Genomic DNA, 20,711 nt, shown 5'->3' with positions numbered 1-20,711 from the left:
GCCGGGGTGTTTTCGGAATGCGGGTCTGTGTGTGGTTGCTCGCGCGGTTCCCGCGCCCCTCTTCGGGGCGCGGTCAGCGTGCTGTCAGGATGCGGGGGCCCGTGTGGGTGATGGCCACGGTGTGTTCGGCGTGTGCGGCGCGGGAGCCGTCGTCCGTGCGCAGGGTCCAGCCGTCGGGGGCTGCGTGGAAGCCGTCCGTGCCTCCGCCGATCAGCATGGGCTCGATGGCGAGGACCATGCCGTGCCGCAGTCGCATGCCCCGCCCGGGGCGACCCTCGTTGGGCACCGGCGGGTCCTCGTGCATACGGCGGCCCACCCCGTGACCGCCGAAGCCGTCCGGGATGCCGTATCCGGCGGCGCGGCACACGGAGCCGATCGCGTGGGCGATGTCGCCGACGCGGTTGCCGACCACGGCCGCCTCGATGCCCGCCGCGAGGGCGCGTTCGGCGGTCTCGACGAGCCGCAGGTCGGCCGCGCGCGGCTCGCCGACGACGAAGCTGATCGCCGAGTCCCCGGCCCAGCCGCCCAGTTCGGCGCCGAAGTCGACGGAGAGGAGGTCGCCGTCGCGCAGCCGGTACGCGGTCGGGATGCCGTGCACGATCGCGTCGTTCACGGAGGCACAGATCACCGCCGGGAAGGGCGTGGGCGCGAAGGAGGGCCGATAGCCCAGGAAGGGCGACGAGGCGCCCACCGCGCGCAGCACCTCGTGCGCCACCTCGTCCAGTTCGAGCAGGGAGACGCCCACGCCGGCGGCCTTCCGCACCGCGCTGAGCGCCCGCCCCACGACCTGCCCGGCCTCGTACATCGCGTCCATCGACGCATCCGTCTTCAGTTCCACCATGCCAATTACTATACCGCCCAATGTCCAATTAATATACCGGTCCACCGGCGGGGACCGGCACTAGGATGGGGCCATGGTGCGCACCCCTCTGACCCCCGAAGAGCGCGAACGCGGCGAGCGGCTCGGCCGGTTGCTGCGCGAGGCGCGCGGCGGTCGCAGCATGGTGGAGATCGCCGCGGGCGCGGGCATCTCCGCGGAGACCCTCCGTAAGATCGAGACCGGCCGCGCCCCCACTCCGGCGTTCTTCACGGTCGCAGCCCTCGCCCGCACCCTGGGCCTGTCCATGGATGAACTCGCCGGGCGGTGCGCGCAGGCCGGCACGGCGTCGCCGACGGCCGCCGTGGCCTGAGCCGACCGTCATGTGGCTTGAGTCGGCTGCAGTCATGGCCTGAACCCCTCACCCACGGCCGCCGCGGCGCCACTCGGAGCGCACTGCGTCCGCTCTGAAAACTTCACGTAGTCCTCCTGTAACACAACTGGTGTTTTCTAGCGGGCCGGAGCACTCCAGTCGACCGGGGAGTATGCGATGACTGTGGACCAACTCCCGGTCCGGATACGGGAGTTCGCGGGGTACCTGAACAGGTTGATGACCAGGCTCGACCAGGGCGGCGGCTGGTGCGCCGTCTTCTGGCAACGCGACCCCGACGGCGTGCGGGCCTGCCTCGACGGCCTGGAAGTGCCGCCCTGGGACGTCGTGGAAGCGCTCATGCACGACCTCGCCGCCGCGTACGGCCCGGCGGCAGCGGCCCAGGAGACGGAACGGGCCCGTGTCCTGCACCGCGCCTCGCTCGCCGCGTACGACTCCCGGCCCGGTGGCCGCGACGCCCTCGGCGACCGGCTCGACGCGATGCTCCGCGAACAGCGCTACGCCACCGACCGCACCGCCGAGCTGACCCGCCTGCTCCGGGCCGCCACCACCCGGGAGGAAGCCGACGCCCTCCGCCTCGATTTGGCCTGGGCCCACGACGACCACGAACGCGCCACCGCCCGCTGCGCCGAACTGCGCACCCGCATCGAGGACATCGACCGCCGCGCCCCGCGCAGCCCCGTGCCGGGCGCGACGCGCGTTCGGGGCGACGCCGCACGGGACGTCTTCCGGACACCGGAAGCGGAAGGGCGTACCACCGATACGCCGGAGCACGGGGGCGGCCGTGCACAGTGGGACCGGCAGGCCGGCGGCCGTACGCACGCCGATCCGCGGACTGCGGGCACCTTCCCCGACCTCGACGAGGGCGCCCGGCCCGCCCCCGAGCCCGAGTCGGGACCCCAGCGCCCCGATCCGGAACCCACTGCTCCCGCGCCCACCAGGCAACGCTCCAAGCGCCGCCCCCGAGGGGGCGCCCGCTTCGCCGGGGCGACGGACGGGGAGGAGGCTCCGCCCGCCGTCGTGCCCGAGGCGGCACCCGTCACCGGCCGCAAGGGCCGTGCTCCCCGAGGCGCCCGCTACGCCGGTGTCGCGGCACAGGCCGAGGCGGTGGCGGCGCAGCCGCAGGCGCGGGAGCCGCTGCACGACGAGGCGGGCCTGGAGATCGCCGCGACCGTGGAGCGGTTGCTGGGCCTGCGCCGGGAGGGGCGCAGCGGGGAGGCGCACGCTCTCCTCGTGGAGGTCGCGTACTCGCCCGCCGCCCGGTTCCCGCTGCTCGGGGCGGAGATGCACCGGGCCGGGCTGGGCGCCGACTGGGCGACGCTGCTGTGGGAGGCCGCCTCGCTGCCCGTCGGCCGGCTGGTCGCCGTCGTGGACGCCCTGAACGCGGTGGGCCGCACCGCGGACGGCGAGCAGATGCTGCGGCAGGGGGTCTCGCGGCCCGCCGGGGAGATCGGCGAGGCGGTGCTCGGCTTCACCGTCGAGGGGCGTGAGCGGGAGGCGCGTGCGCTGCTCGACGCGTATGTACGCGTGCGTACGCCGGAGGAGGCGGCGCGCAGCGCGGGGAGCCATCCGCAGCGGCTCACGCCTCTGGTGCTGGCGGCGGCGCGCGGTGTCTCCGAGGACCGCTACCGGGAGGTGGCGCACGCGCTGCGCGTGCAGGGGCTCACCTGACGGCCGCCCCCGGCGCGCGGGTCCGCCCCACGAAACACAGGGGTCATCACCCACTGGAGTGCGAAACGTGATCGACTCGGCTGGTTGACGACGATGGTCTTGCCCAGCCCGTCGACGGGGCTTAGTTTCAAGCCTCTACGGCCTGCGTCTACGGGCGTAGAGGCTCTCTGACGTCCCTGTCGAAGGAGCAGCTGACATGGCCAACGTCGTACGCGCCGCCCTGGTCCAGGCGACCTGGACCGGCGACACCGCGTCCATGGTCGCCAAGCACATCGAGCACGCCCGCGAGGCGGCCCGCCAGGGTGCGAAGGTGATCGGCTTCCAGGAAGTCTTCAACGCGCCCTACTTCTGCCAGGTCCAGGAGCCCGAGCACTACGCCTGGGCCGAACCCGTGCCGGACGGCCCGACCGTCACCCGGATGCGGGAGCTGGCCCGCGAGACCGGCATGGTGATCGTCGTCCCGGTCTTCGAGGTCGAGCAGTCCGGCTTCTACTACAACACCGCGGCCGTGATCGACGCCGACGGCACCTACCTGGGCAAGTACCGCAAGCACCACATCCCCCAGGTCAAGGGCTTCTGGGAGAAGTACTACTTCAAGCCCGGCAACCTCGGCTGGCCGGTCTTCGAGACGGCCGTCGGCAGGGTCGGCGTCTACATCTGCTACGACCGCCACTTTCCGGAGGGCTGGCGCCAGCTCGGTCTGAACGGCGCCCAGCTCGTCTACAACCCGTCCGCGACCCACCGGGGCCTCTCCGCCCATCTGTGGCAGCTGGAACAGCCCGCCGCCGCCGTCGCCAACGAGTACTTCGTCGCCGCCATCAACCGGGTCGGGCGGGAGGAGTACGGGGACAACGACTTCTACGGCACCTCCTACTTCGTCGACCCGCGCGGCAGGTTCGTGGGCGAGGTCGCGAGCGACCAGGGGGAGGAACTGGTCGTACGGGACCTCGACTTCGACCTGATCGAGGACGTACGGCAGCAGTGGGCGTTCTACCGGGACCGCAGGCCCGACGCGTACGAAGGACTCGTCCGGCCCTGACGCGGGCACGTACAGCCCGCCGCACGCACACCCCGTACCGCAGTGAAAGGAGTGGTGCAGCCGTGACCGACGAACTGCTCGGGCGCCACAAGGCCGTACTGCCCGACTGGCTCGCGCTCTACTACGCCGATCCGATGGAGATCACCCACGGCGAGGGCCGCCATGTCTGGGACGCCGAGGGCAACAAGTACCTCGACTTCTTCGGCGGCATCCTCACCACGATGACGGCGCACGCGCTGCCCGAGGTCACCAAGGCGGTGAGCGAGCAGGCCGGCCGGATCGTCCACTCCTCGACGCTCTACCTCAACCGGCCGATGGTCGAACTCGCCGAGCGGATCGCCCAGCTGTCCGGCATCCCGGACGCCCGTGTCTTCTTCACCACCTCCGGCACCGAGGCCAACGACACCGCGCTGATGCTGGCGACGACGTACCGGCGCAGCAACCAGATCCTGGCGATGCGCAACAGCTACCACGGCCGCTCCTTCAGCGCGGTCGGCGTCACCGGCAACAAGGGCTGGTCCCCGACCTCCCTGTCCCCGCTCCAGACGCTGTACGTGCACGGCGGTGTCCGCACCCGCGGACCGTACGCCGACCTGAGCGACGCCGACTTCGTCACGGCCTGCGTCGCCGACCTGGAGGACCTGCTGGGCCACGGCCGCCCGCCGGCCGCGCTGATCGCCGAGCCGGTCCAGGGCGTCGGCGGCTTCACCTCACCGCCGGACGGCCTGTACGCGGCCTTCCGCGAGGTGCTCGGGCGGCACGGCGTGCTGTGGATCGCCGACGAGGTGCAGACCGGGTGGGGGCGTACCGGCGACAACTTCTGGGGCTGGCAGGCGCACGGGCGGAACGGGCCGCCGGACATCCTCACCTTCGCCAAGGGCATCGGCAACGGCATGTCCATCGGCGGGGTCGTCGCCCGCGCCGAGATCATGAACTGCCTGGACAGCAACTCGATCTCGACCTTCGGTGGCACCCAGATCACCATGGCCGCCGGCCTCGCGAACCTCGCCTACCTGGTCGAGCACGACCTCCAGGGCAACGCCCGGCGGGTGGGCGGACTGCTCATCGAGCGGCTGCGGGCGATCACCGCCCAGATCCCGGAGGTGAAGGAGGTGCGTGGCCGGGGGCTCATGATCGGCATCGAGCTGGTGAAGCCCGGCACCGACGAGGCCAACCCGCAGGCCGCGTCAGCCGTCCTCGAAGCCGCCCGCCGCGAGGGCCTGTTGCTCGGCAAGGGCGGCGGCCACAACACCAGCGCCCTGCGGATCGCGCCCCCGCTGTCACTGACCGTCGCCGAGGCCGAGGAGGGCGCGGACGCCCTCGAACGTGCTCTGAGGAGCATTCGGTAACGCCACAGGTAAGGAACGCTCCCATGACCACCGCCTCGGAACCCGCCCTGTCGGTACGCCAGGTCCTCAGCCTGGACCGGGTCCTCGCCGGAGAGCCCGAGGTGGTGGCCGGGGCCGGACAGCTCGACCGGCCCGTGCGCTGGGTGCATGTGGCCGAGGCCCCCGATGTGGGCGTGATGCTCACCGGCGGCGAGATGGTCCTCACCACCGGTGTCCTGCTCGCCGGGAACGAGGAGGCCCAGGCCGAGTACATCCGCTCGCTGTACCGGGCCGAGGCCGCGGCGGTCGTCCTAGGTCTCGGCCGCGCCTTCCCGACGCCGCCCGACGTGATGCGCCGGGCGGCCGAGCGGTGCGGCCTGCCCATGGTGGTGCTGCACCGGCCGTTCCCCTTCGCCGAGCTGACCGAAGAGGTCCAGTCCCGGCTCGTACGGCGGAAGTTCGCGGCCGTGAGTCTCTCGGAGGCCGTACGGACGGCACTCACCGGACTCATCACGGCCGGCGCCCCGCTGCAACGGCTGCTGGACGAGATCGCCCAGCACGCGGGCTGTCCGCTCGTCGTCACCAACCTCGCGCACCGCGTCCTGGCCACGGCGGGGGAACGGCCGGCGGTCGACGACGTGCTGCGCGACTGGGAGCGCATCTCCCGGCAGGCGGGCGGCAGCGAGGGCGACGGCTGGGTGCGCGCCGAGCTGGGCGGGCGTGGGGAACTCTGGGGCCGGATCGTGCTGTGCGGCTATCGCGGCGACACCGCCACCGGGCGGCTGCTCGCCGACCGCGCCGCCGAAGCGCTCGTGCTCCACCGCATGCTCGGCGGTTCGGCGCACTCCTGGGAGGAGCAGTCCGCGCAGGGCCTCCTCACGGACCTTCTCTCCGGGGTCGTACCGGCCCGGCAACTGCTGCCGAGGGCGCGGGCGGCCGGACTCCCGGTCAACCGCCGCACCTTCGTGCCGCTCGTCGTACGCGAGGGAGACCCGGCCCGAATCGACCGCGTACTGCGGATGCTGGGGCTCCCCGGACTCGTCGCCGAGCTGGCGGAGGGCGCCACCGCCGTCCTCCTCAGCCTCGCCCGGGACCAGGACGCGGCTGCGCTCACCACGCACTTCGCGAACCGCCTGCGGTCGGAGTCGGGGGTGCGCGGGACGGTCGTGGCCGCGGCGGAGGCGCGGACCACATGGGAGGACGTACCGGGCGGGCTGCGCGAGGCCCGGCATGTCGCGGACGCCGTCGCCCAGTCGGCACCCGGGCTGGAGCGGCCGGCCGTCGTACGCCTTCGCGACGTCCATCTGCGCGGCCTGATCCGGCTGCTGCGGGACGACCCGCACGTACAGGCCTTCGCCGAACGCGAGCTGGACGGGCTGCTGAACGGCGACCGGCACGCGGAGCAGGACCTGCTGCCCGTCCTGCGGACCTATCTCGCGACGGGCCGCAACAAGTCGCACACGGCTCAGCTGCACCACGTGAGCCGGCCCGCGCTGTACCGCCGCCTGGAAGCCATTCAGGCCCGCCTCGGGGCCGACCTCGACGACTTCGAGCAGGCCGCGTCCGTGCACATCGCCCTCCTCGCGCACGACGCGCAACAGAGCTGAAACATGCCGGGACCTGCGAAAACGGCGGTGAAACATGTGCCCACCAAGACGTGACACGGTGGAACGCCGCACGGCTCCAGACGTGACACCGTGCAACTCAAACCGGCCAACGGGACTTTCTAGGCTCACCGCACACCGAGTGACCGGAGGTCCCGATGAGCAGAGTCATCCGCGCAGCCATCTTCCAGACGGCCTGGACCGGCGACAAGGAGTCGATGATCCAGGTCCACGAGCAGGCGGCACGCGACGCGGCAGCCCAGGGTGCTCAGGTCCTGTGCTTCCAGGAGCTGTTCTACGGGCCCTATTTCTGCCAGGTCCAGGACAAGGCGTTCTACGAGTACGCCGAGCAGATCCCGGACGGCCCGATCGTCCAGCGCTTCCAGGCGCTCGCCCGGGAACTGGGCCTCGTCCTCGTGCTGCCGATGTACGAGGAGGAGCAGCCGGGCGTCCTCTACAATACCGCCGCCGTGATCGACTCGGACGGTACGTACCTCGGCAAGTACCGCAAGCACCACATCCCCCAGGTCCCCGGCTTCTGGGAGAAGTTCTACTTCCGCCCCGGCAACGCCGGCTGGCCCGTCTTCGAGACCTCCGTCGGCCGGATCGGCGTCTACATCTGCTACGACCGGCACTTCCCGGAGGGCTGGCGGGCTCTGGGGCTCGAAGGCGCCGAGATCGTCTTCAACCCGTCGGCCACCTCGCGCGGCCTCTCCCGCTACCTGTGGCAGCTGGAGCAGCCGGCGGCGGCCGTCGCCAACGAGTACTTCATCGGCGCGATCAACCGGGTCGGCGTCGAGGACCTCGGCGACAACGACTTCTACGGCACCTCCTACTTCGTGGATCCCGAGGCCCAGTTCGTCGGCGAGGTGGCGAGCGACAAGGAGACCGAACTCGTCGTCCGCGACCTGGACCTGGCCAAGCTCCGCGAGGTCCGCGACCGCTGGCAGTTCTTCCGCGACCGCCGCCCGGACGCGTACGCCCCCCTGACGGCGCCCTGACGAAGCCTCCCCGCGCCCCCGGTCTTCAGGGGCGCGGGGCCGACACACCATGCGGCTACCGCCGCGTGGGCGCGACCAGCCCCCGACGACCGGCACTTTCCCGACAACCGAACGGAGCGTGACCCCATGGTCGGCCGCACCCTCATCCGCGGCGGTCTAGTCATCACCGCGTCCGACGAGATCCACGCCGATGTCCTGATCGAAGACGGCCGTGTCGCCGCCCTCGCGGCGAGCGGCACCCCCGCCGCCGAGGCCTGGGCAGCCGAGCGCACCCTCGACGCCACCGGCAAGTACGTCATCCCGGGCGGCGTCGACGCCCACACCCACATGGAGCTGCCCTTCGGCGGCACCTTCGCCTCGGACACCTTCGAGACCGGCACCCGGGCCGCCGCCTGGGGAGGGACGACGACGATCGTCGACTTCGCCGTGCAGAGCGTCGGCCACACCCTGCGCGAGGGCCTGGACAACTGGCACGCGAAGGCGGAGGGCAACTGCGCGATCGACTACGCCTTCCACATGATCGTGTCCGACGTGAACCAGGACACGCTCAAGGAGATGGACCTGCTGGTGCAGGAGGGCGTCACCTCCTTCAAGCAGTTCATGGCCTACCCGGGCGTCTTCTACAGCGACGACGGCCAGATCCTGCGCGCCATGCAGCGCTCCGCCGAGAACGGCGGCCTGATCATGATGCACGCGGAGAACGGCATCGCGATCGACGTGCTGGTCGAGCAGGCCCTGGCACGCGGGGAGACCGACCCCCGCTACCACGGTGAAGTGCGCAAGGCCCTCCTGGAGGCGGAGGCCACCCACCGCGCCATCAAGCTCGCCCAGGTCGCCGGCGCCCCCCTGTACGTCGTGCACGTCTCGGCGATGGAGGCAGTCGCCGAGCTGGCCAGGGCGCGTGACGAGGGGCTCAACGTCTTCGGCGAGACCTGCCCGCAGTATCTGTTCCTGTCGACGGACAACCTCGCGGAGCCGGACTTCGAGGGCTCCAAGTACGTGTGTTCCACCCCGCTGCGGCCCAAGGAGCACCAGGCCAGGCTGTGGCGCGGCCTGCGCACCAACGACCTCCAGGTGGTCTCCACCGACCACTGCCCGTTCTGCTTCGTCGGCCAGAAGGAGCTGGGCCGCGGCGACTTCTCCAAGATCCCCAACGGTCTGCCGGGCGTCGAGAACCGTATGGACCTGCTGCACCAGGCGGTCGTCGACGGGCACATCTCGCGCCGTCGCTGGATCGAGATCGCCTGCGCCACCCCGGCCCGGATGTTCGGCATGTACCCGAAGAAGGGCACCATCGCGCCGGGCGCGGACGCCGACATCGTCATCTACGACCCGCGCGCCGAGCAGGTCATGTCCGCCGAGACGCACCACATGAACGTCGACTACTCGGCGTACGAGGGCAAGCGGACCACCGGCCGGGTCGAGACGGTTCTCTCACGCGGTGTGCCGGTCATCACCGAGCGGGAGTACACCGGACACGCCGGGCACGGCGTGTACACCCCCCGCTCCACCTGTCAGTACCTCACCTAGGAGTGGCGCAGATGGACTTCGGACTCGTCCTGCAGACCGACCCGCCGGCCTCGCGCGTCATCGAGCTGATGAAGCGTGCCGAGACCAACGGCTTCACCTACGGCTGGACCTTCGACTCCGCCGTGCTGTGGCAGGAGCCGTTCGTCATCTACAGCCAGATCCTCGCCCACACCACGAAGCTGAGGGTCGGCCCGATGGTCACCAACCCGGGCACCCGTACCTGGGAGGTCACCGCCTCGACCTTCGCCACGCTGAACGACATGTTCGGCAACCGCACGGTCTGCGGGATCGGCCGCGGCGACTCGGCGATGCGTGTCGCGGGCCGCACCCCGAACACACTGGCCCGGATCAGCCAGGCCATGAAGGTCATCCGTGCGCTGGGCTCCGGCCAGGAGGCCGACCTCGGGGGCACGGTGATCAGGTTCCCCTGGATCAGGAAGGACGCCGAACTCCCGGTCTGGATGGCCGCGTACGGCCCCAAGGCCCTGAAGATGACCGGTGAGGAGGCCGACGGCTTCATCCTCCAGCTGTCCGACCTGTACCTCACCGAGTACATGGTCAAGGCGGTCAAGGACGCGGCCGTGGCCGCCGGGCGTGACCCGTCCGAGGTGAAGATCTGTGTGGCCGCCCCCGCGTACGTCACCGAGGACGACTCGCCTCAGGCGCTGGCCCACGCGCGCGAGCAGTGCCGCTGGTTCGGCGGGATGGTCGGCAACCATGTCGCCGACCTGGTGTCGAAGTACGGCGAGCACTCCGCGGCCGTACCGGAGGAGCTGACGGACTACATCACGGCACGCGAGGGGTACGACTACTCCCATCACGGGCGCGCCGACAACCCCGACACCGCGTTCGTGCCCGACGAGATCGTCGACCGGTTCTGCGTCATCGGCACCCCCGAGAGGCACATCGAGAAGCTGAACGCCCTGCGCGCGCTGGGCGTCGACCAGTTCGCCGTGTACGACATGCACGACGCGCAGGAGGCCGTGATCGACGCGTACGGCTCGACGGTCATCCCGGCGGTCAACGGCTGACCCCGTTCCCTGGCCCGGCCTGCTCCTGCAAGAATCCGGAACGCATCATTCCGATCCGACCCCCCACACCTTGTCTCCCTCCCCGCCGTCCCGGGGAGGGGCCCAAGGCCTCCGCACGGCCTTTCGTTCCCGTCCCACCTCCTTGATTGGCCTGCCCATGACCGAAACAGTCCCCACGGGGTCGCCGATAGCCCGGCCCGCCGACCTGTCCGGCCGGGTCGAGCTGGCCCCCGAGGCCTTCCCCGCCGACAGTCCCTTCGCCAACGAGGACCTGCGCCCCGTACCCGTCGCCGAGCGCAAGTGGACGACGTACAACTTCGCGGCGCTGTGGATCTCCATGGCCCACTGCATCCCCAGCTGGACCCTGGCCTCCGGCCTGGTCGCCCTCGGCATGGACTGGAAGCAGGCCGTCTTCACCATCGCCCTGGCCAACGTCATCGTGCTGCTGCCGATGCTGGCCACCGGGCACGCCGGACCCAAGTACGGCATCCCCTTCCCGGTGCTCGCCCGCGCCTCCTTCGGGCTGCGCGGCGCCAACATCCCGGCGATGATCCGCGCGGCCGTGGCCTGCGGCTGGTTCGGCATCCAGACGTGGATCGGCGGTTCAGGTGTCTTCGCCCTGGGCTCCAAGCTCACCGGCGGTGAGTGGGAGAAGGCCGGACTGCTCTTCGGCAACCCCTGGCCGCTGTGGCTGTGCTTCCTCCTCTTCTGGGCGCTGCAGATCGCGATCATCTACCGCGGTATGGACTTCCTGCGGCACTTCGAGAACTGGGCCGCGCCCTTCGTCATCGTCGGCGCCTTCGTGCTGCTGATCTGGATCGCGGTCAAGGCGGACGGCTTCGGCGCGCTGCTGGACCAGCCGTCGAGGCTCGGCTGGGGCCCGGAGTTCTGGCCGGTCTTCTTCCCGTCCCTCATGGGCATGATCGGTTTCTGGGCCACCCTGTCGTTGAACATCCCCGACTTCACCCGCTTCGGCTCCAGCCAGCGGGCACAGACCTGGGGCCAGTCCCTCGGCCTGCCCACCACGATGACACTCTTCGCCATCCTCGCCGTGCTGGTCACCTCAGGCTCCGAGGCCGTCTACGGCGAGGCCATCTGGGACCCGGTCACGCTGGCCGCGAAGGCCGACAACGTCTTCGGGCTCCTCTTCGCCCTGATCACCGTGCTGGTCGCCACCATCTCCGTGAACATCGCGGCGAACGTGGTCTCACCCGCCTACGACCTGGCGAACCTCGCCCCGAAGCTCATCAACTTCCGTACCGGAGCGCTGATCACGGGTGTCGTCGGCATCCTGATCTTCCCGTGGAAGCTGATCTCCACGCCGGAGTTCTACATCTTCACCTGGCTCGGCGTGGTCGGCGGTCTGCTCGGCACGGTCGCCGGCATCCTCATCGCCGACTACTGGATCATCCGCCGTACCGTTCTGCACCTCGTGGACCTGTACACGCCCGGCGGGCGCTACTGGTACGCCTCCGGCTGGAACTGGCGCGCGATCGTGGCCTTCGTCGTGGGTGGTGTCCTCGCGGTCGGCGGCTCGTACTCGACCGTCTCCGCGGACGGCGTGTCCTCGGGGCCCTTCCCGCACGACGGCCTCATCCCGTTCCTCAAGCCGCTCGCCGACTACGGCTGGGCGGTGGGCCTGGCCGCGTCGATGCTGCTGTACGTGGCGCTGATGGCCGGGGAGAGGAAGAGGACGCCGGAGAAGGAGTGGACGACCGTCTGACGCCAGATCGCCGGAGCGGTGGCCGTGCTGGAAGACGTGCCCCTTACCGGGTGTCCTCCAGCACGGCCACCGCCTCTTTCGCGGCCTTGATGGCGCCCTTGTTGATCTCGTCCGTGCCGGGCGCCTTCTTCGACTCGAAGTCGCTGCCGTTGTACGTGACGATCACCAGGGCGTTGGACAGGCGGACGTACACCACGCCCTCGCGTGTCTGCTGCTTGCTCTCCGCGGTGAGGTTCACCACGGAGTAGGCCTCGTCTCCGAGACCGGGGACGGCCCCGCCGCCGCTGTTCTTCGTGGTGCGTTCCTCGTAGGTGTTCTCGGCCTTGTCGTCCGACTGCTGGATCTCGTACGAGATGTCGAGCCAGCGGTAGTCGTAGCCCTTGAGCGCGTTCCACGAGCAGGTGCGGCGCACGGACTCGTCGGTCGACGCGATCTCCTTGCCTGCCGTCTTCGCGCCCGGAACAAGGGACTTGACCGTTTTCGTCGTCACGCCGGAACAGGGCGAGGGCGCCTTCGTGTACGTCTTGACCGCGGCCGACGTGGGCGGCGCGGACTCGGAGGTCGGGAAGGGCCCGGACCCGGTGGTCTCCCGTGCCGAGTCCTCCCCGGCCGGGCTCGCGGCCAGCGGACCGGACGACAGCGCCCAGCCGGCGGAGGCGAGTACGGCGACCGGCAGCAGACGCGCGGTGAGGGCGAGCGGCAGAGGGAGATCACGCACAGCGCACTTCTCGGGGTCGAGGCGGCGGTACCGCCGGGCGGTGGGGTAGGCCAGTGTCACACGACTGCCTGTGGGGCGGAAGTGCGAACTCGCTCTGTGCACGGGCCGTGACCGAGGTTCACCGTCGCCACGGGCCGCAACATGGCCGATGTGCACTGGCGCACCGACTTCACGGAGGCGGTGCGGCTGGGTGAGGAGATCGCCATCGGCGTGCTGCGCGAGGCGAAGGAAGTCACCCCGGAGGGTGCGGTGTTCACCCTCAGCCGGTTCGACGGCAGCACCCTCGCCGTCTGACGTCTCGGCCCTCTCACCGGGTCGTTCACCGGCACGTTCCCTCAGCCGTCCGCAGGACCGGGACGCGTCGACGGGACCGTGCCGGAGCCGCCCGGGAGCAGCGTCGGCCCCGCGGCCATCGCCGTCCTCCTCGCGGGGCCCCTGGTCGCGCGGCAGTGCTCGGTCCGCTGCACCCGAGGGTGCCTGCGATGGCCGCTGAAGGGGCGCATGCGCTGACTCCTCGTCTCACCGCCCACACGTCGTCTCACCGCCCACACGTCAATTGGGTCCTCTTCGTTCCCGAGCTCCAGAGCGTCGTCATCAGCCACGTCCCGATGCGCTGCACCGTGCAGATCTGCTGAGCACGATGCCGTAAGCGCAGTGGAGAGCCGCGAAGTTGAGGTCCTTCGGCGCCGGGGGCCCATGGCGCCGCTGGGTCGGCAGGCCGAGAACCCGCCATGTCTCGGCTGGGCGGCGCATCCGTGTTGCAGGCTCCCCAGGGGCGTGATCATATCTTCCTGAATGTCGCAAAGGGGACATTCCTTAGTGGCCACGAGGGCAGGACGAGCCCTGACCCGGCCTGTCAACCCCCTGGGAGGACCAAATGTCTCACCTCGTACTCCGTTCAGTCGCCACCCTTGTGCTGGCTGCCACGCCCCTCTTCGCGGCCGTGCCCGCGCAGGCTGTTCCCCAGCAGCAACTGCCCTGCCAAGTCGGCATCCAGAAGATCGACGGCGACCTGACCAGTACGGTCACCCTCACGGTCGTTTGTGACGTGGACAAGACGGTGGGGGCGAGGATCACCATCGGGGAGACCGTGCTGCTGGACCTGCAGCAGACCGTGCGCGCCGATGTGGAAGAGCGTCTCACCCTCACTATCCCCCGCGTGCCGCGCGTGTGCGCCACGCTGCAGGCCGACGGGGAGACGATGACGGTCTGCGCCCCCTGACAGCCGCCCCGACCAAGGCGGCTTCGGCCGGGACGACAGCGTCGGCCGTATCCGAGCCAGCAACACCGGTGTGACCTGCCGGCCCGGACCTTCCGCCCCGACACCGAGTGCCGATCGCGCGACAGCCGTACCTGCACCGGCTCGCTGTTCTCCCGTCACCTGCTGGTGCTCGCGGTGCGCTTCACCCCACAACCACAGGGGGAAGAACAGGCGGCGGCCGTCGCCGTGGCGGAGGCTGGCGGGCTGGTGGCGCCGCTGAGGACCGGTTCGCTGCGCGGGAACGGTCGGTGACGCGATGTCCAACCGGTCCCACCACCAGGAGATCGCCGGAAGAGGAAGTGCCCGGGGCTGTCTCAGGCCGGGCGCTGCTTCCACCACGCCGCCGACGGGCCTCCGGGACCGGCCGGGACGCTGGCAGCCGCCCGTTCGGCGTCGGCCGCCCTCGTCCTGGCGGGTGCCGTCATCGCCTTTGCCGGCCCGCGCAGGCGCTGCGGCGGCGGTGACCGCCCGCCCTTCTCCATCCCGCCGGGCCGCACGGGTGAAGGCCTGGGCACGCTGGTGTTGCGGCAGGCCCGCACCGCATCGACGCCGGCGAGGAGACGGTCCGGCCCGAGTCACCGCCCTTCTGCACCCCATGTGAACGGAGATGCCTGCCGTGCGAATGACCGACATCCAGCATTGCGAGGCCCGGCCGGGGCTCCTCATCGAGTGGACGCTCGATCAGGAGGCCATCGAGACAGCGACCGGTCTGCCGGAAGATTCCCGACCACCGGCGTATGTCCAGGAGTCGCACATCCGGACGGCCAAGTCGGTGCGCGAGGACGGCCTGTCCGTTCCGACCTGGCTCGGCACGGCGTTCGACATCCCGGGCATGGTCGATCCCGACGTACTGCAGGACGCACTGCGGGCCTGGACGCTCCGGCACGAGACGCTGCGCAGCGGCTTCCGCTGGGCCGGCGACGAGCTGCGCCGGTTCACGCTCGATGCCGAGGCCGTCGTACTTCATCGCGAGGTGGTCGGCGAGTTCTCCGACGTGGGGAGACTCGTGCAGCGTCTCCAGGACCGCTTCGACGTCGCGGCGAACGCGCTCAGCTGGCCGAACTTCATCTACGCAGCGATCGTCCGGGACGACGGCACGAGCGTGTACATGGCCTTCGATCACAGCAACGTCGACGGGTACTCCATCCAACGGATCCCCGCCGAGATCCACGAGCTCTGCGCGGCGGCCGTCGAGAGCCGTCCCATTCAATGGGCACCGGTCGGCAGTTACGTGGACTTCTGCGAAATCGAGCGGGCGGACGCGGACCGGATCGACGACACGCACGAAATCGTCGCCCGCTGGCGGGAGTTCATCGACCTGTGCGGCGGGGACCTGCCGAACTTCCCCGTCGATCTCGGCCTGGATCCCGGCGGCGCTCTGCCCACGCAGAAGCTCATGCACGACATGCTCGTCGACGCCGACGACATCGCCGCGTTCGACGAGGCATGCCGGCCCTTCGGAGGGGTTCCGGTCGGCCTCGTGGCTGCCACGAGCCTCGTCGTCCACAAGATCGGCGGCGAACCCGTCTTCCGGACAGTCGTGCCGTTCCACACACGCGCGAAGACCGAATGGCGGGACTCCGTGGGCTGGTACGTCGGCGGTGCGCCGATCGAGGTTCACACGGCACAGGCAGTCGATTTCCGGTGCGTCCTGGAGATGGTGCACACCGCGGTGCAGGACAACAGGCCGATGGCCCGCATGCCCATCAGCCGGGTGCTGCGCCTGCTCGGCTCGGACTTCCGCCCGACGTCGCCCGACCTGTACTCGATCGTCTCGTTCATCGACACCCGGCGTATCCCCGGATCGGAGCGCTGGACCGAGCTGAAGGCGTACGGCCTGGTCAGAGTGTCCTACGGGGACAGGGTGTGCGCCTGGTTCAACAGGCTCCACGAGGGGCTGTACTTCGCCGGCCGCTACCCGGACACCGACACCGCCTACAAGAACATGCGGCTGTATGTCGAGCAGATGCGGGAGGTCATCCTCTCGGTGGCCCGGAACGGCCCCGGCGAGCCCGTCTGACCGGGACCGACGTCGGTATCGCCGCAGGCGGTGGTGATCACGGCCGGACAACGGGGCGATTCCCCTCAGTCCGAGCCGGTCCTGGAAGTGTCCACCCCCTCGACCACTCGACAGCCCAACCGTGATCGACCCGAACGTGACACTCGCCGCGATGACCGGCCCCAACGCTGCTCCTGCCTTCCACCAAATCGTCCACCCGCACGAGATCACAGCCGAACTCGGGCGCGAACTGATCGACGGGACGGCGACCCTCGTGATGGCGAACCGCACCATTCGACTCGCGAAGGTGCCACGTTCGCGGCCACTCAGCCGAGACGGCACTCGCCTCGCCGGCTGACTGAACCTTCGCAGCGACGTCAACCCGCTCGTCGCCCCCACCAGTTGTCACATCCACGTGCTCACCGAGGCCCTCGCCCAGATCCCCGGCTCCTCCACGGCGGAAATCCTGGTGCGGGTGGACGGTGCCGGGGCCACTCACGGGCTGCTGGAGCACTTGGAGGCGTTGAACACCACGCGGCGCACGGTGCGCTACACCGTCGGCTGGAAGATCACCGAGGGCGACGAGAAGGCCATCGCCCGCCTGCCCGAGGCGGCCTGGGAGACCTCTGTGCACCAGGACGGCAGTCTCCAAGAGGGCTACTTCGTCGCCGAGTTGACCGGCATGAACACCCGTGAGGGCTGGCCGCAGGGCATGAGGCTGATCGTGCGCCGCGCCAAGCCCACCCGGCGGCACCTGAAGAAACTGACCGACTTCGAGAAGAAGACCGGCTGGCGCTACTGCATCACCGCGACCAACATCGGCCGCATGTGGGGCATCGCCGGCTCCGGCCACGCCCAGTACCTGGACGTGCTGCACCGCTCCCACGCATCTGTGGAAGACCGGGTACGCACCAACAAGGCCATGGGTCTGGACAACCTGCCGTCCGCCTCGTGGGAAGTCAACCGCGGCTGGGTGCTCGCCGCGAACGTCGCCGCAGACCTCGACGCCTGGGTCAGGCTATTGACCCTGCACGATGTCGACGGCCTGGCCGACGCGGAGCCGGACACCATGCGCTTCCGCCTCTACCACCTGCCCGCGCGCCTCGCCGACCACGCCCGCCGCCGCTGGCTACGCATCGAGGCGACCTGGCCCTGGGCAGAAGCGTTCACCACCTGCTGGCATCGGCTGACCGCCCTGCCCGCCGTCACCTGACGACCAGACCAGCAGCCCGACGCGACAAGGAAAGGAGCGACCTGCACGACCTCCGGGTGCCGTGGAACCCCGGCGCCGCCGCAGCGACACGCGAAGGCCCCGCCCGCGATCACGCGGAACAAACGGGGCGAATCGATAGCCCGGTCAGGCAATCACAGCCGCTGACCAATCGAGGCTGAGGCTCGTAGCCCAGGACGATGCCATTGGCGCCGTTGATGCGTACATCAAGGCGCGCGTGCCCGTCGGCGGTCTGCGACTCGATGTCGACGTGGAAGCCGTGAACGTGAGACGGGTTGCTGCTGATCCGCTGTGCACGTTCGCAAGCGCAGCAGTATCGGGCCTCAACAGCCTGGCAAGGAAAGAGGGGAATGGGTCTACCTGGAGGAGATGGCCTCGCGCTCATTCTCTCCAAATGCTCCCCACGGCCCATTCTGGGCCGACCGACACACGTAAACACCGAGGTCAGATATGGAATTCACGACTCGTCCCACCCTGAAAGGCACCTTCGGCATGGTGTCCTCCACGCACTGGCTGGCGTCGCAGTGCGCGATGGCCGTCCTTGAGGACGGCGGCAACGCGTTCGACGCGGCGGTGGCGGCGGGCTTCGTCCTGCACGTCGTCGAACCGCACCTGAACGGGCCCGCCGGTGAGGTGCCGATCATCCTCGCTCCGGCGGGCGGTGAGGTCCGGGTGGTGTGCGGGCAGGGCGTGGCGCCCGCCGGGGCGTCGGTCCAGCACTACCGGGGGCTCGGCCTGGAGCTGGTGCCCGGTACGGGGCCGCTGGCGGCCGCCGTGCCGGGCGCGTTCGACGCGTGGATGCTCCTCCTGCGCGACCACGGCACCAGGCATCTCGCCGACGTGCTGAAGTACGCCATCGGATACGCGGAGGACGGACACGCGCCCGTGGAGAACGTGGCGGCGACGGTCGAGTCGGTGCGGGACCTGTTCGAGAAGGAGTGGGTCTCGTCGGCGGAGGTGTATCTGCCGGCGGGGCGGGTGCCCCGCCCCGGCCGGCTGTTCCGCAACCAGGCCCTGGCCGCGACCTGGCGGCGGCTGCTCGCCGAGGTCGAGGGGGCGGGAGACCGGGAGGCCCGGATCGAGGCGGCGCGCGAGGTGTGGCGCCGCGGCTTCATCGCCGAGGCCCTCGTCCGGCAGGCCGCGCGGCCCACCATGGACACCAGCGGCGAACGGCACACCGGAACCCTCGCCCTTGCCGACCTGGCCGCCTGGTCCGCGACCTACGAGGCCCCGGCCACCTACGACTGGAACGGCTGGACCCTGTGCAAGGCGGGCCCCTGGAGCCAGGGACCGGTGCTCCTCCAGCAGCTCGCCCTGCTCCCGCCCGAACTGCCCGCCCACGGGTCGGCCGAGTACGTGCACCTCCTCGTCGAGGGCTGCAAGCTCGCCATGGCGGACCGGGAGGCCTGGTACGGGGACGCGGCGCCGGTGCCCCTCGCCGAGCTGCTGTCCGACGGGTACAACACCGCGCGGCGGGCGCTCGTCGACGGGACGGCATCGCATGAGCTGCGGCCCGGCAGCCCCGGGGGCCGCGCTCCGAGGCTGAGCCGCCACGCGCATGTCGTGGCCACCGACGAGCCCGGCTCCAGCCCCCCGGGGGCCGGTGAGCCCACGGTCGCGAAGCGAGTCGGTGGTGTCGGTGGTGTCGGTGGAATCGGAGGTGTCGGTGAACCCACCGCCGCCAGGGGCCCGAGGGCGCCGGTGCCGGGGGAGCCCGAGGTCGCGGCCGACGGCGGCACCCGGGGTGACACCTGCCACCTCGACGTCGTCGACCGCTGGGGCAACATGGTCGCGGCCACGCCCAGCGGCGGCTGGCTGCAGTCCAACCCGGTGGTGCCCGAGCTGGGCTTCCCGCTCGGCACCCGACTGCAGATGGCCTGGCTGGACGAGGGGCTGCCCAACTCCCTCACGCCCGGCCGCCGGCCGCGCACCACGCTCACCCCGTCGCTCGCGCTGCGCCACGGGGTGCCCGTCATGGCCTTCGGCACGCCCGGCGGCGACCAGCAGGACCAGTGGCAGCTGCACTTCTTCCTCGCGGTCGCCCTCCGCCCGCAGGTCCGGGGCGGCCTCGACCTCCAGGGCGCGATCGACGCCCCGAACTGGCACAACGACAGCTTCCCCGGCTCCTTCCACCCGCGCGGCATGCGCCCCGGCAGCGTCACCGTCGAGGCGCGCACGCCCCCGGAGGTCGTCGCGGAGCTGCGCCGCCGCGGCCACGACGTGATCATCGGCGACGACTGGTCGGAGGGCCGGCTGTGCGCGGTCGCACGGGACCCGGCGACCGGCGTGCTGTCGGCGGCGGCGAATCCGCGCGGGATGCAGGGGTACGCGGTCGGTCGCTGAACGGGCGGAACCGGCCCCGGGCGCGCAGCGGAGGCCTCGCCCCGGTCGAAGCGGGCCCGTCAGCCCCGTGTGTTCATGGCGATTCCCTCCCGAATACACCATCCGGGTGGGGATTGTCGGTGGCACGTGCTGTCATGGAGGCATGATCGAAGACAACGAAACCATCGACGAGTTTCTCGCCCGGCACGCCTCGGACGTCGAGGAAGCGGTCCGCAAGGCCGCCGCCGCGGAGATCATGCCGCGTTTCCGGCAGCTCGCCGCGCACGAGGTCGACCAGAAGAGCGGGCCGCACGACCTGGTGACCGACGCCGACCGCAAGGCCGAGCTGTGTCTGACGGAGGCGCTCTCCGCGCTGCTGCCCGGGTCGGTCGTGGTCGGCGAGGAGGCGGTGCACGCCAACCCGGTGTCGTACGACGCGATCCGGGGCGACGCGCCGGTCTGGATCGTCGATCCGGTGGACGGCACGCGGCAGTTCGTGCACGGCGAGCCCGGCTTCTGCACCCTCGTCGCCCTCGCCCAGGGCGGAGACCTGCGCGCATCCTGGACGTACGCGCCCGCCCTCGACCGGCTCGCCGTGGCGATACGCGGCCAGGGAGCCACCCTCGACGGGGAAGCGCTGTGCGCCGGCTCACCCGACCCCGGCCGTGACCTCGACATCGCCACCTCCCACCCGGACTACACCACGCCGGAGCAGAAGGAGGCCCTGCTCGGCCTCTGGACGGAGGGCGTCACCCCGCGCGCCTGTGGTTCGGCGGGGCTCGAGTATCTCGCGGTCGCCCGGGGCCGGTTGGATGCCACGGCTTTCTCCTGGGAGGCCGCGTGGGACCACGCGGCGGGCCTCCTCCTGGTCGAGGAGGCGGGCGGAGCCCACCTGACCCTGACCGGCGAGCCCTTCCGGATAACCGGCGGCAACGCCCTGCCGTTCACCGCGGCCCGGGACGCGGCCACGGCTCGCCGGGTGGTGGGTTTGCTGTCGGGTGGAGCCTGATCTGGAGGTCGGGGCGCGAGTCCGGTTCGATGCGGA

18 protein-coding genes are annotated in these 20,711 nt (G+C 70.7%); 16 read left to right on the top strand and 2 right to left on the bottom strand.

Annotated features, from left to right (window positions below; genetic code table 11):
- Positions 1-73: 73 nt before the first annotated feature.
- Positions 74-841 (bottom strand): type I methionyl aminopeptidase, encoded by a 768-nt coding sequence (gene map, locus WBG99_RS04625; protein ID WP_338895105.1) that lies wholly within the window; start codon positions 839-841, stop codon positions 74-76.
- Between the two features lie 73 nt (positions 842-914).
- Here map and WBG99_RS04620 point away from each other — a divergent pair, with 73 nt between their 5' ends.
- From WBG99_RS04620 to WBG99_RS04580, 9 genes are all read left to right on the top strand, one after another.
- A complete protein-coding gene (locus WBG99_RS04620) occupies positions 915-1,190 on the top strand; it encodes a helix-turn-helix transcriptional regulator (RefSeq protein WP_338895104.1) in 276 nt (91 codons plus the stop codon).
- A 177-nt stretch (positions 1,191-1,367) separates the two neighbouring features.
- A complete protein-coding gene (locus tag WBG99_RS04615; protein WP_338895103.1) occupies positions 1,368-2,879 on the top strand; it encodes a hypothetical protein in 1,512 nt (503 codons plus the stop codon).
- A gap of 196 nt (positions 2,880-3,075) precedes the next feature.
- Positions 3,076-3,918, top strand: coding sequence for a nitrilase-related carbon-nitrogen hydrolase (locus WBG99_RS04610; RefSeq protein ID WP_338895102.1), 843 nt, complete (start codon positions 3,076-3,078; stop codon positions 3,916-3,918).
- Positions 3,919-3,980: 62 nt separating this feature from the next.
- Positions 3,981-5,267: an aspartate aminotransferase family protein gene (locus tag WBG99_RS04605; RefSeq protein ID WP_338895101.1), complete on the top strand. Its 1,287-nt coding sequence runs from the start codon at positions 3,981-3,983 to the stop codon at positions 5,265-5,267.
- A gap of 23 nt (positions 5,268-5,290) precedes the next feature.
- Positions 5,291-6,853, top strand: coding sequence for a PucR family transcriptional regulator (locus WBG99_RS04600; protein ID WP_338895100.1), 1,563 nt, complete (start codon positions 5,291-5,293; stop codon positions 6,851-6,853).
- Positions 6,854-7,008: 155 nt separating this feature from the next.
- Positions 7,009-7,851 (top strand): nitrilase-related carbon-nitrogen hydrolase, encoded by an 843-nt coding sequence (locus tag WBG99_RS04595; RefSeq protein ID WP_338895099.1) that lies wholly within the window; start codon positions 7,009-7,011, stop codon positions 7,849-7,851.
- A gap of 126 nt (positions 7,852-7,977) precedes the next feature.
- Positions 7,978-9,381 (top strand): dihydropyrimidinase, encoded by a 1,404-nt coding sequence (gene hydA / locus WBG99_RS04590; RefSeq protein WP_338895098.1) that lies wholly within the window; start codon positions 7,978-7,980, stop codon positions 9,379-9,381.
- A gap of 11 nt (positions 9,382-9,392) precedes the next feature.
- Positions 9,393-10,412 carry a TIGR03842 family LLM class F420-dependent oxidoreductase gene (locus WBG99_RS04585; protein ID WP_338895097.1) on the top strand — a complete coding sequence of 340 codons (1,020 nt, stop codon included), beginning with the start codon at positions 9,393-9,395 and terminating at the stop codon, positions 10,410-10,412.
- A 157-nt stretch (positions 10,413-10,569) separates the two neighbouring features.
- Positions 10,570-12,135: an NCS1 family nucleobase:cation symporter-1 gene (locus WBG99_RS04580; protein ID WP_338895096.1), complete on the top strand. Its 1,566-nt coding sequence runs from the start codon at positions 10,570-10,572 to the stop codon at positions 12,133-12,135.
- A 43-nt stretch (positions 12,136-12,178) separates the two neighbouring features.
- On the opposite strand, the gene WBG99_RS04575 is transcribed toward WBG99_RS04580, so the two are convergent.
- Complete coding sequence (locus WBG99_RS04575) at positions 12,179-12,853, bottom strand: hypothetical protein (RefSeq protein ID WP_338895095.1); 675 nt, start codon at positions 12,851-12,853, stop codon at positions 12,179-12,181.
- A gap of 141 nt (positions 12,854-12,994) precedes the next feature.
- On the opposite strand from WBG99_RS04575, the gene WBG99_RS04570 reads away from it, so the two are divergent.
- From WBG99_RS04570 to WBG99_RS04540, 7 genes are all read left to right on the top strand, one after another.
- Positions 12,995-13,147 carry a hypothetical protein gene (locus WBG99_RS04570; RefSeq protein ID WP_338895094.1) on the top strand — a complete coding sequence of 51 codons (153 nt, stop codon included), beginning with the start codon at positions 12,995-12,997 and terminating at the stop codon, positions 13,145-13,147.
- A gap of 583 nt (positions 13,148-13,730) precedes the next feature.
- Positions 13,731-14,075: a hypothetical protein gene (locus WBG99_RS04565; RefSeq protein ID WP_338895093.1), complete on the top strand. Its 345-nt coding sequence runs from the start codon at positions 13,731-13,733 to the stop codon at positions 14,073-14,075.
- 661 nt (positions 14,076-14,736) lie between these two features.
- Positions 14,737-16,134, top strand: a complete 1,398-nt coding sequence (locus WBG99_RS04560) for a condensation domain-containing protein (RefSeq protein WP_338900213.1) — start codon at positions 14,737-14,739, stop codon at positions 16,132-16,134.
- Between the two features lie 121 nt (positions 16,135-16,255).
- Complete coding sequence (locus tag WBG99_RS04555; protein ID WP_338895092.1) at positions 16,256-16,471, top strand: hypothetical protein; 216 nt, start codon at positions 16,256-16,258, stop codon at positions 16,469-16,471.
- Positions 16,472-16,528: 57 nt separating this feature from the next.
- Positions 16,529-17,326, top strand: coding sequence for a transposase (locus WBG99_RS04550; protein WP_338895091.1), 798 nt, complete (start codon positions 16,529-16,531; stop codon positions 17,324-17,326).
- A gap of 468 nt (positions 17,327-17,794) precedes the next feature.
- A complete protein-coding gene (locus WBG99_RS04545; protein WP_338895090.1) occupies positions 17,795-19,687 on the top strand; it encodes a gamma-glutamyltransferase in 1,893 nt (630 codons plus the stop codon).
- A gap of 142 nt (positions 19,688-19,829) precedes the next feature.
- Entirely contained in the window at positions 19,830-20,675 is an 846-nt protein-coding gene (locus tag WBG99_RS04540) for an inositol monophosphatase family protein (protein ID WP_338895089.1), read from the top strand.
- The last annotated feature ends 36 nt before the right edge of the window (positions 20,676-20,711 follow it).

This window comes from Streptomyces sp. TG1A-60, from assembly GCF_037201975.1.
Taxonomy (GTDB): Bacteria; Actinomycetota; Actinomycetes; order Streptomycetales; family Streptomycetaceae; genus Streptomyces.
The sequence above is the reverse complement of the archived record's forward strand: the minus strand, read 5'-3'. Positions and strand labels throughout refer to the sequence as shown.

Coding starts and splice junctions, on each gene's coding strand:
- WBG99_RS04615 (WP_338895103.1), top strand. CDS start 1,368: ATGACTGTGGACCAACTCCCGGTCCGGATACGGGAGTTCGCGGGGTAC.
- map (WP_338895105.1), bottom strand. CDS start 841: ATGGTGGAACTGAAGACGGATGCGTCGATGGACGCGATGTACGAGGCC.
- WBG99_RS04570 (WP_338895094.1), top strand. CDS start 12,995: ATGGCCGATGTGCACTGGCGCACCGACTTCACGGAGGCGGTGCGGCTG.
- WBG99_RS04585 (WP_338895097.1), top strand. CDS start 9,393: ATGGACTTCGGACTCGTCCTGCAGACCGACCCGCCGGCCTCGCGCGTC.
- WBG99_RS04600 (WP_338895100.1), top strand. CDS start 5,291: ATGACCACCGCCTCGGAACCCGCCCTGTCGGTACGCCAGGTCCTCAGC.
- WBG99_RS04560 (WP_338900213.1), top strand. CDS start 14,737: ATGACCGACATCCAGCATTGCGAGGCCCGGCCGGGGCTCCTCATCGAG.
- WBG99_RS04610 (WP_338895102.1), top strand. CDS start 3,076: ATGGCCAACGTCGTACGCGCCGCCCTGGTCCAGGCGACCTGGACCGGC.
- WBG99_RS04565 (WP_338895093.1), top strand. CDS start 13,731: ATGTCTCACCTCGTACTCCGTTCAGTCGCCACCCTTGTGCTGGCTGCC.
- WBG99_RS04620 (WP_338895104.1), top strand. CDS start 915: ATGGTGCGCACCCCTCTGACCCCCGAAGAGCGCGAACGCGGCGAGCGG.
- hydA (WP_338895098.1), top strand. CDS start 7,978: ATGGTCGGCCGCACCCTCATCCGCGGCGGTCTAGTCATCACCGCGTCC.
- WBG99_RS04595 (WP_338895099.1), top strand. CDS start 7,009: ATGAGCAGAGTCATCCGCGCAGCCATCTTCCAGACGGCCTGGACCGGC.
- WBG99_RS04545 (WP_338895090.1), top strand. CDS start 17,795: ATGGAATTCACGACTCGTCCCACCCTGAAAGGCACCTTCGGCATGGTG.
- WBG99_RS04580 (WP_338895096.1), top strand. CDS start 10,570: ATGACCGAAACAGTCCCCACGGGGTCGCCGATAGCCCGGCCCGCCGAC.
- WBG99_RS04540 (WP_338895089.1), top strand. CDS start 19,830: ATGATCGAAGACAACGAAACCATCGACGAGTTTCTCGCCCGGCACGCC.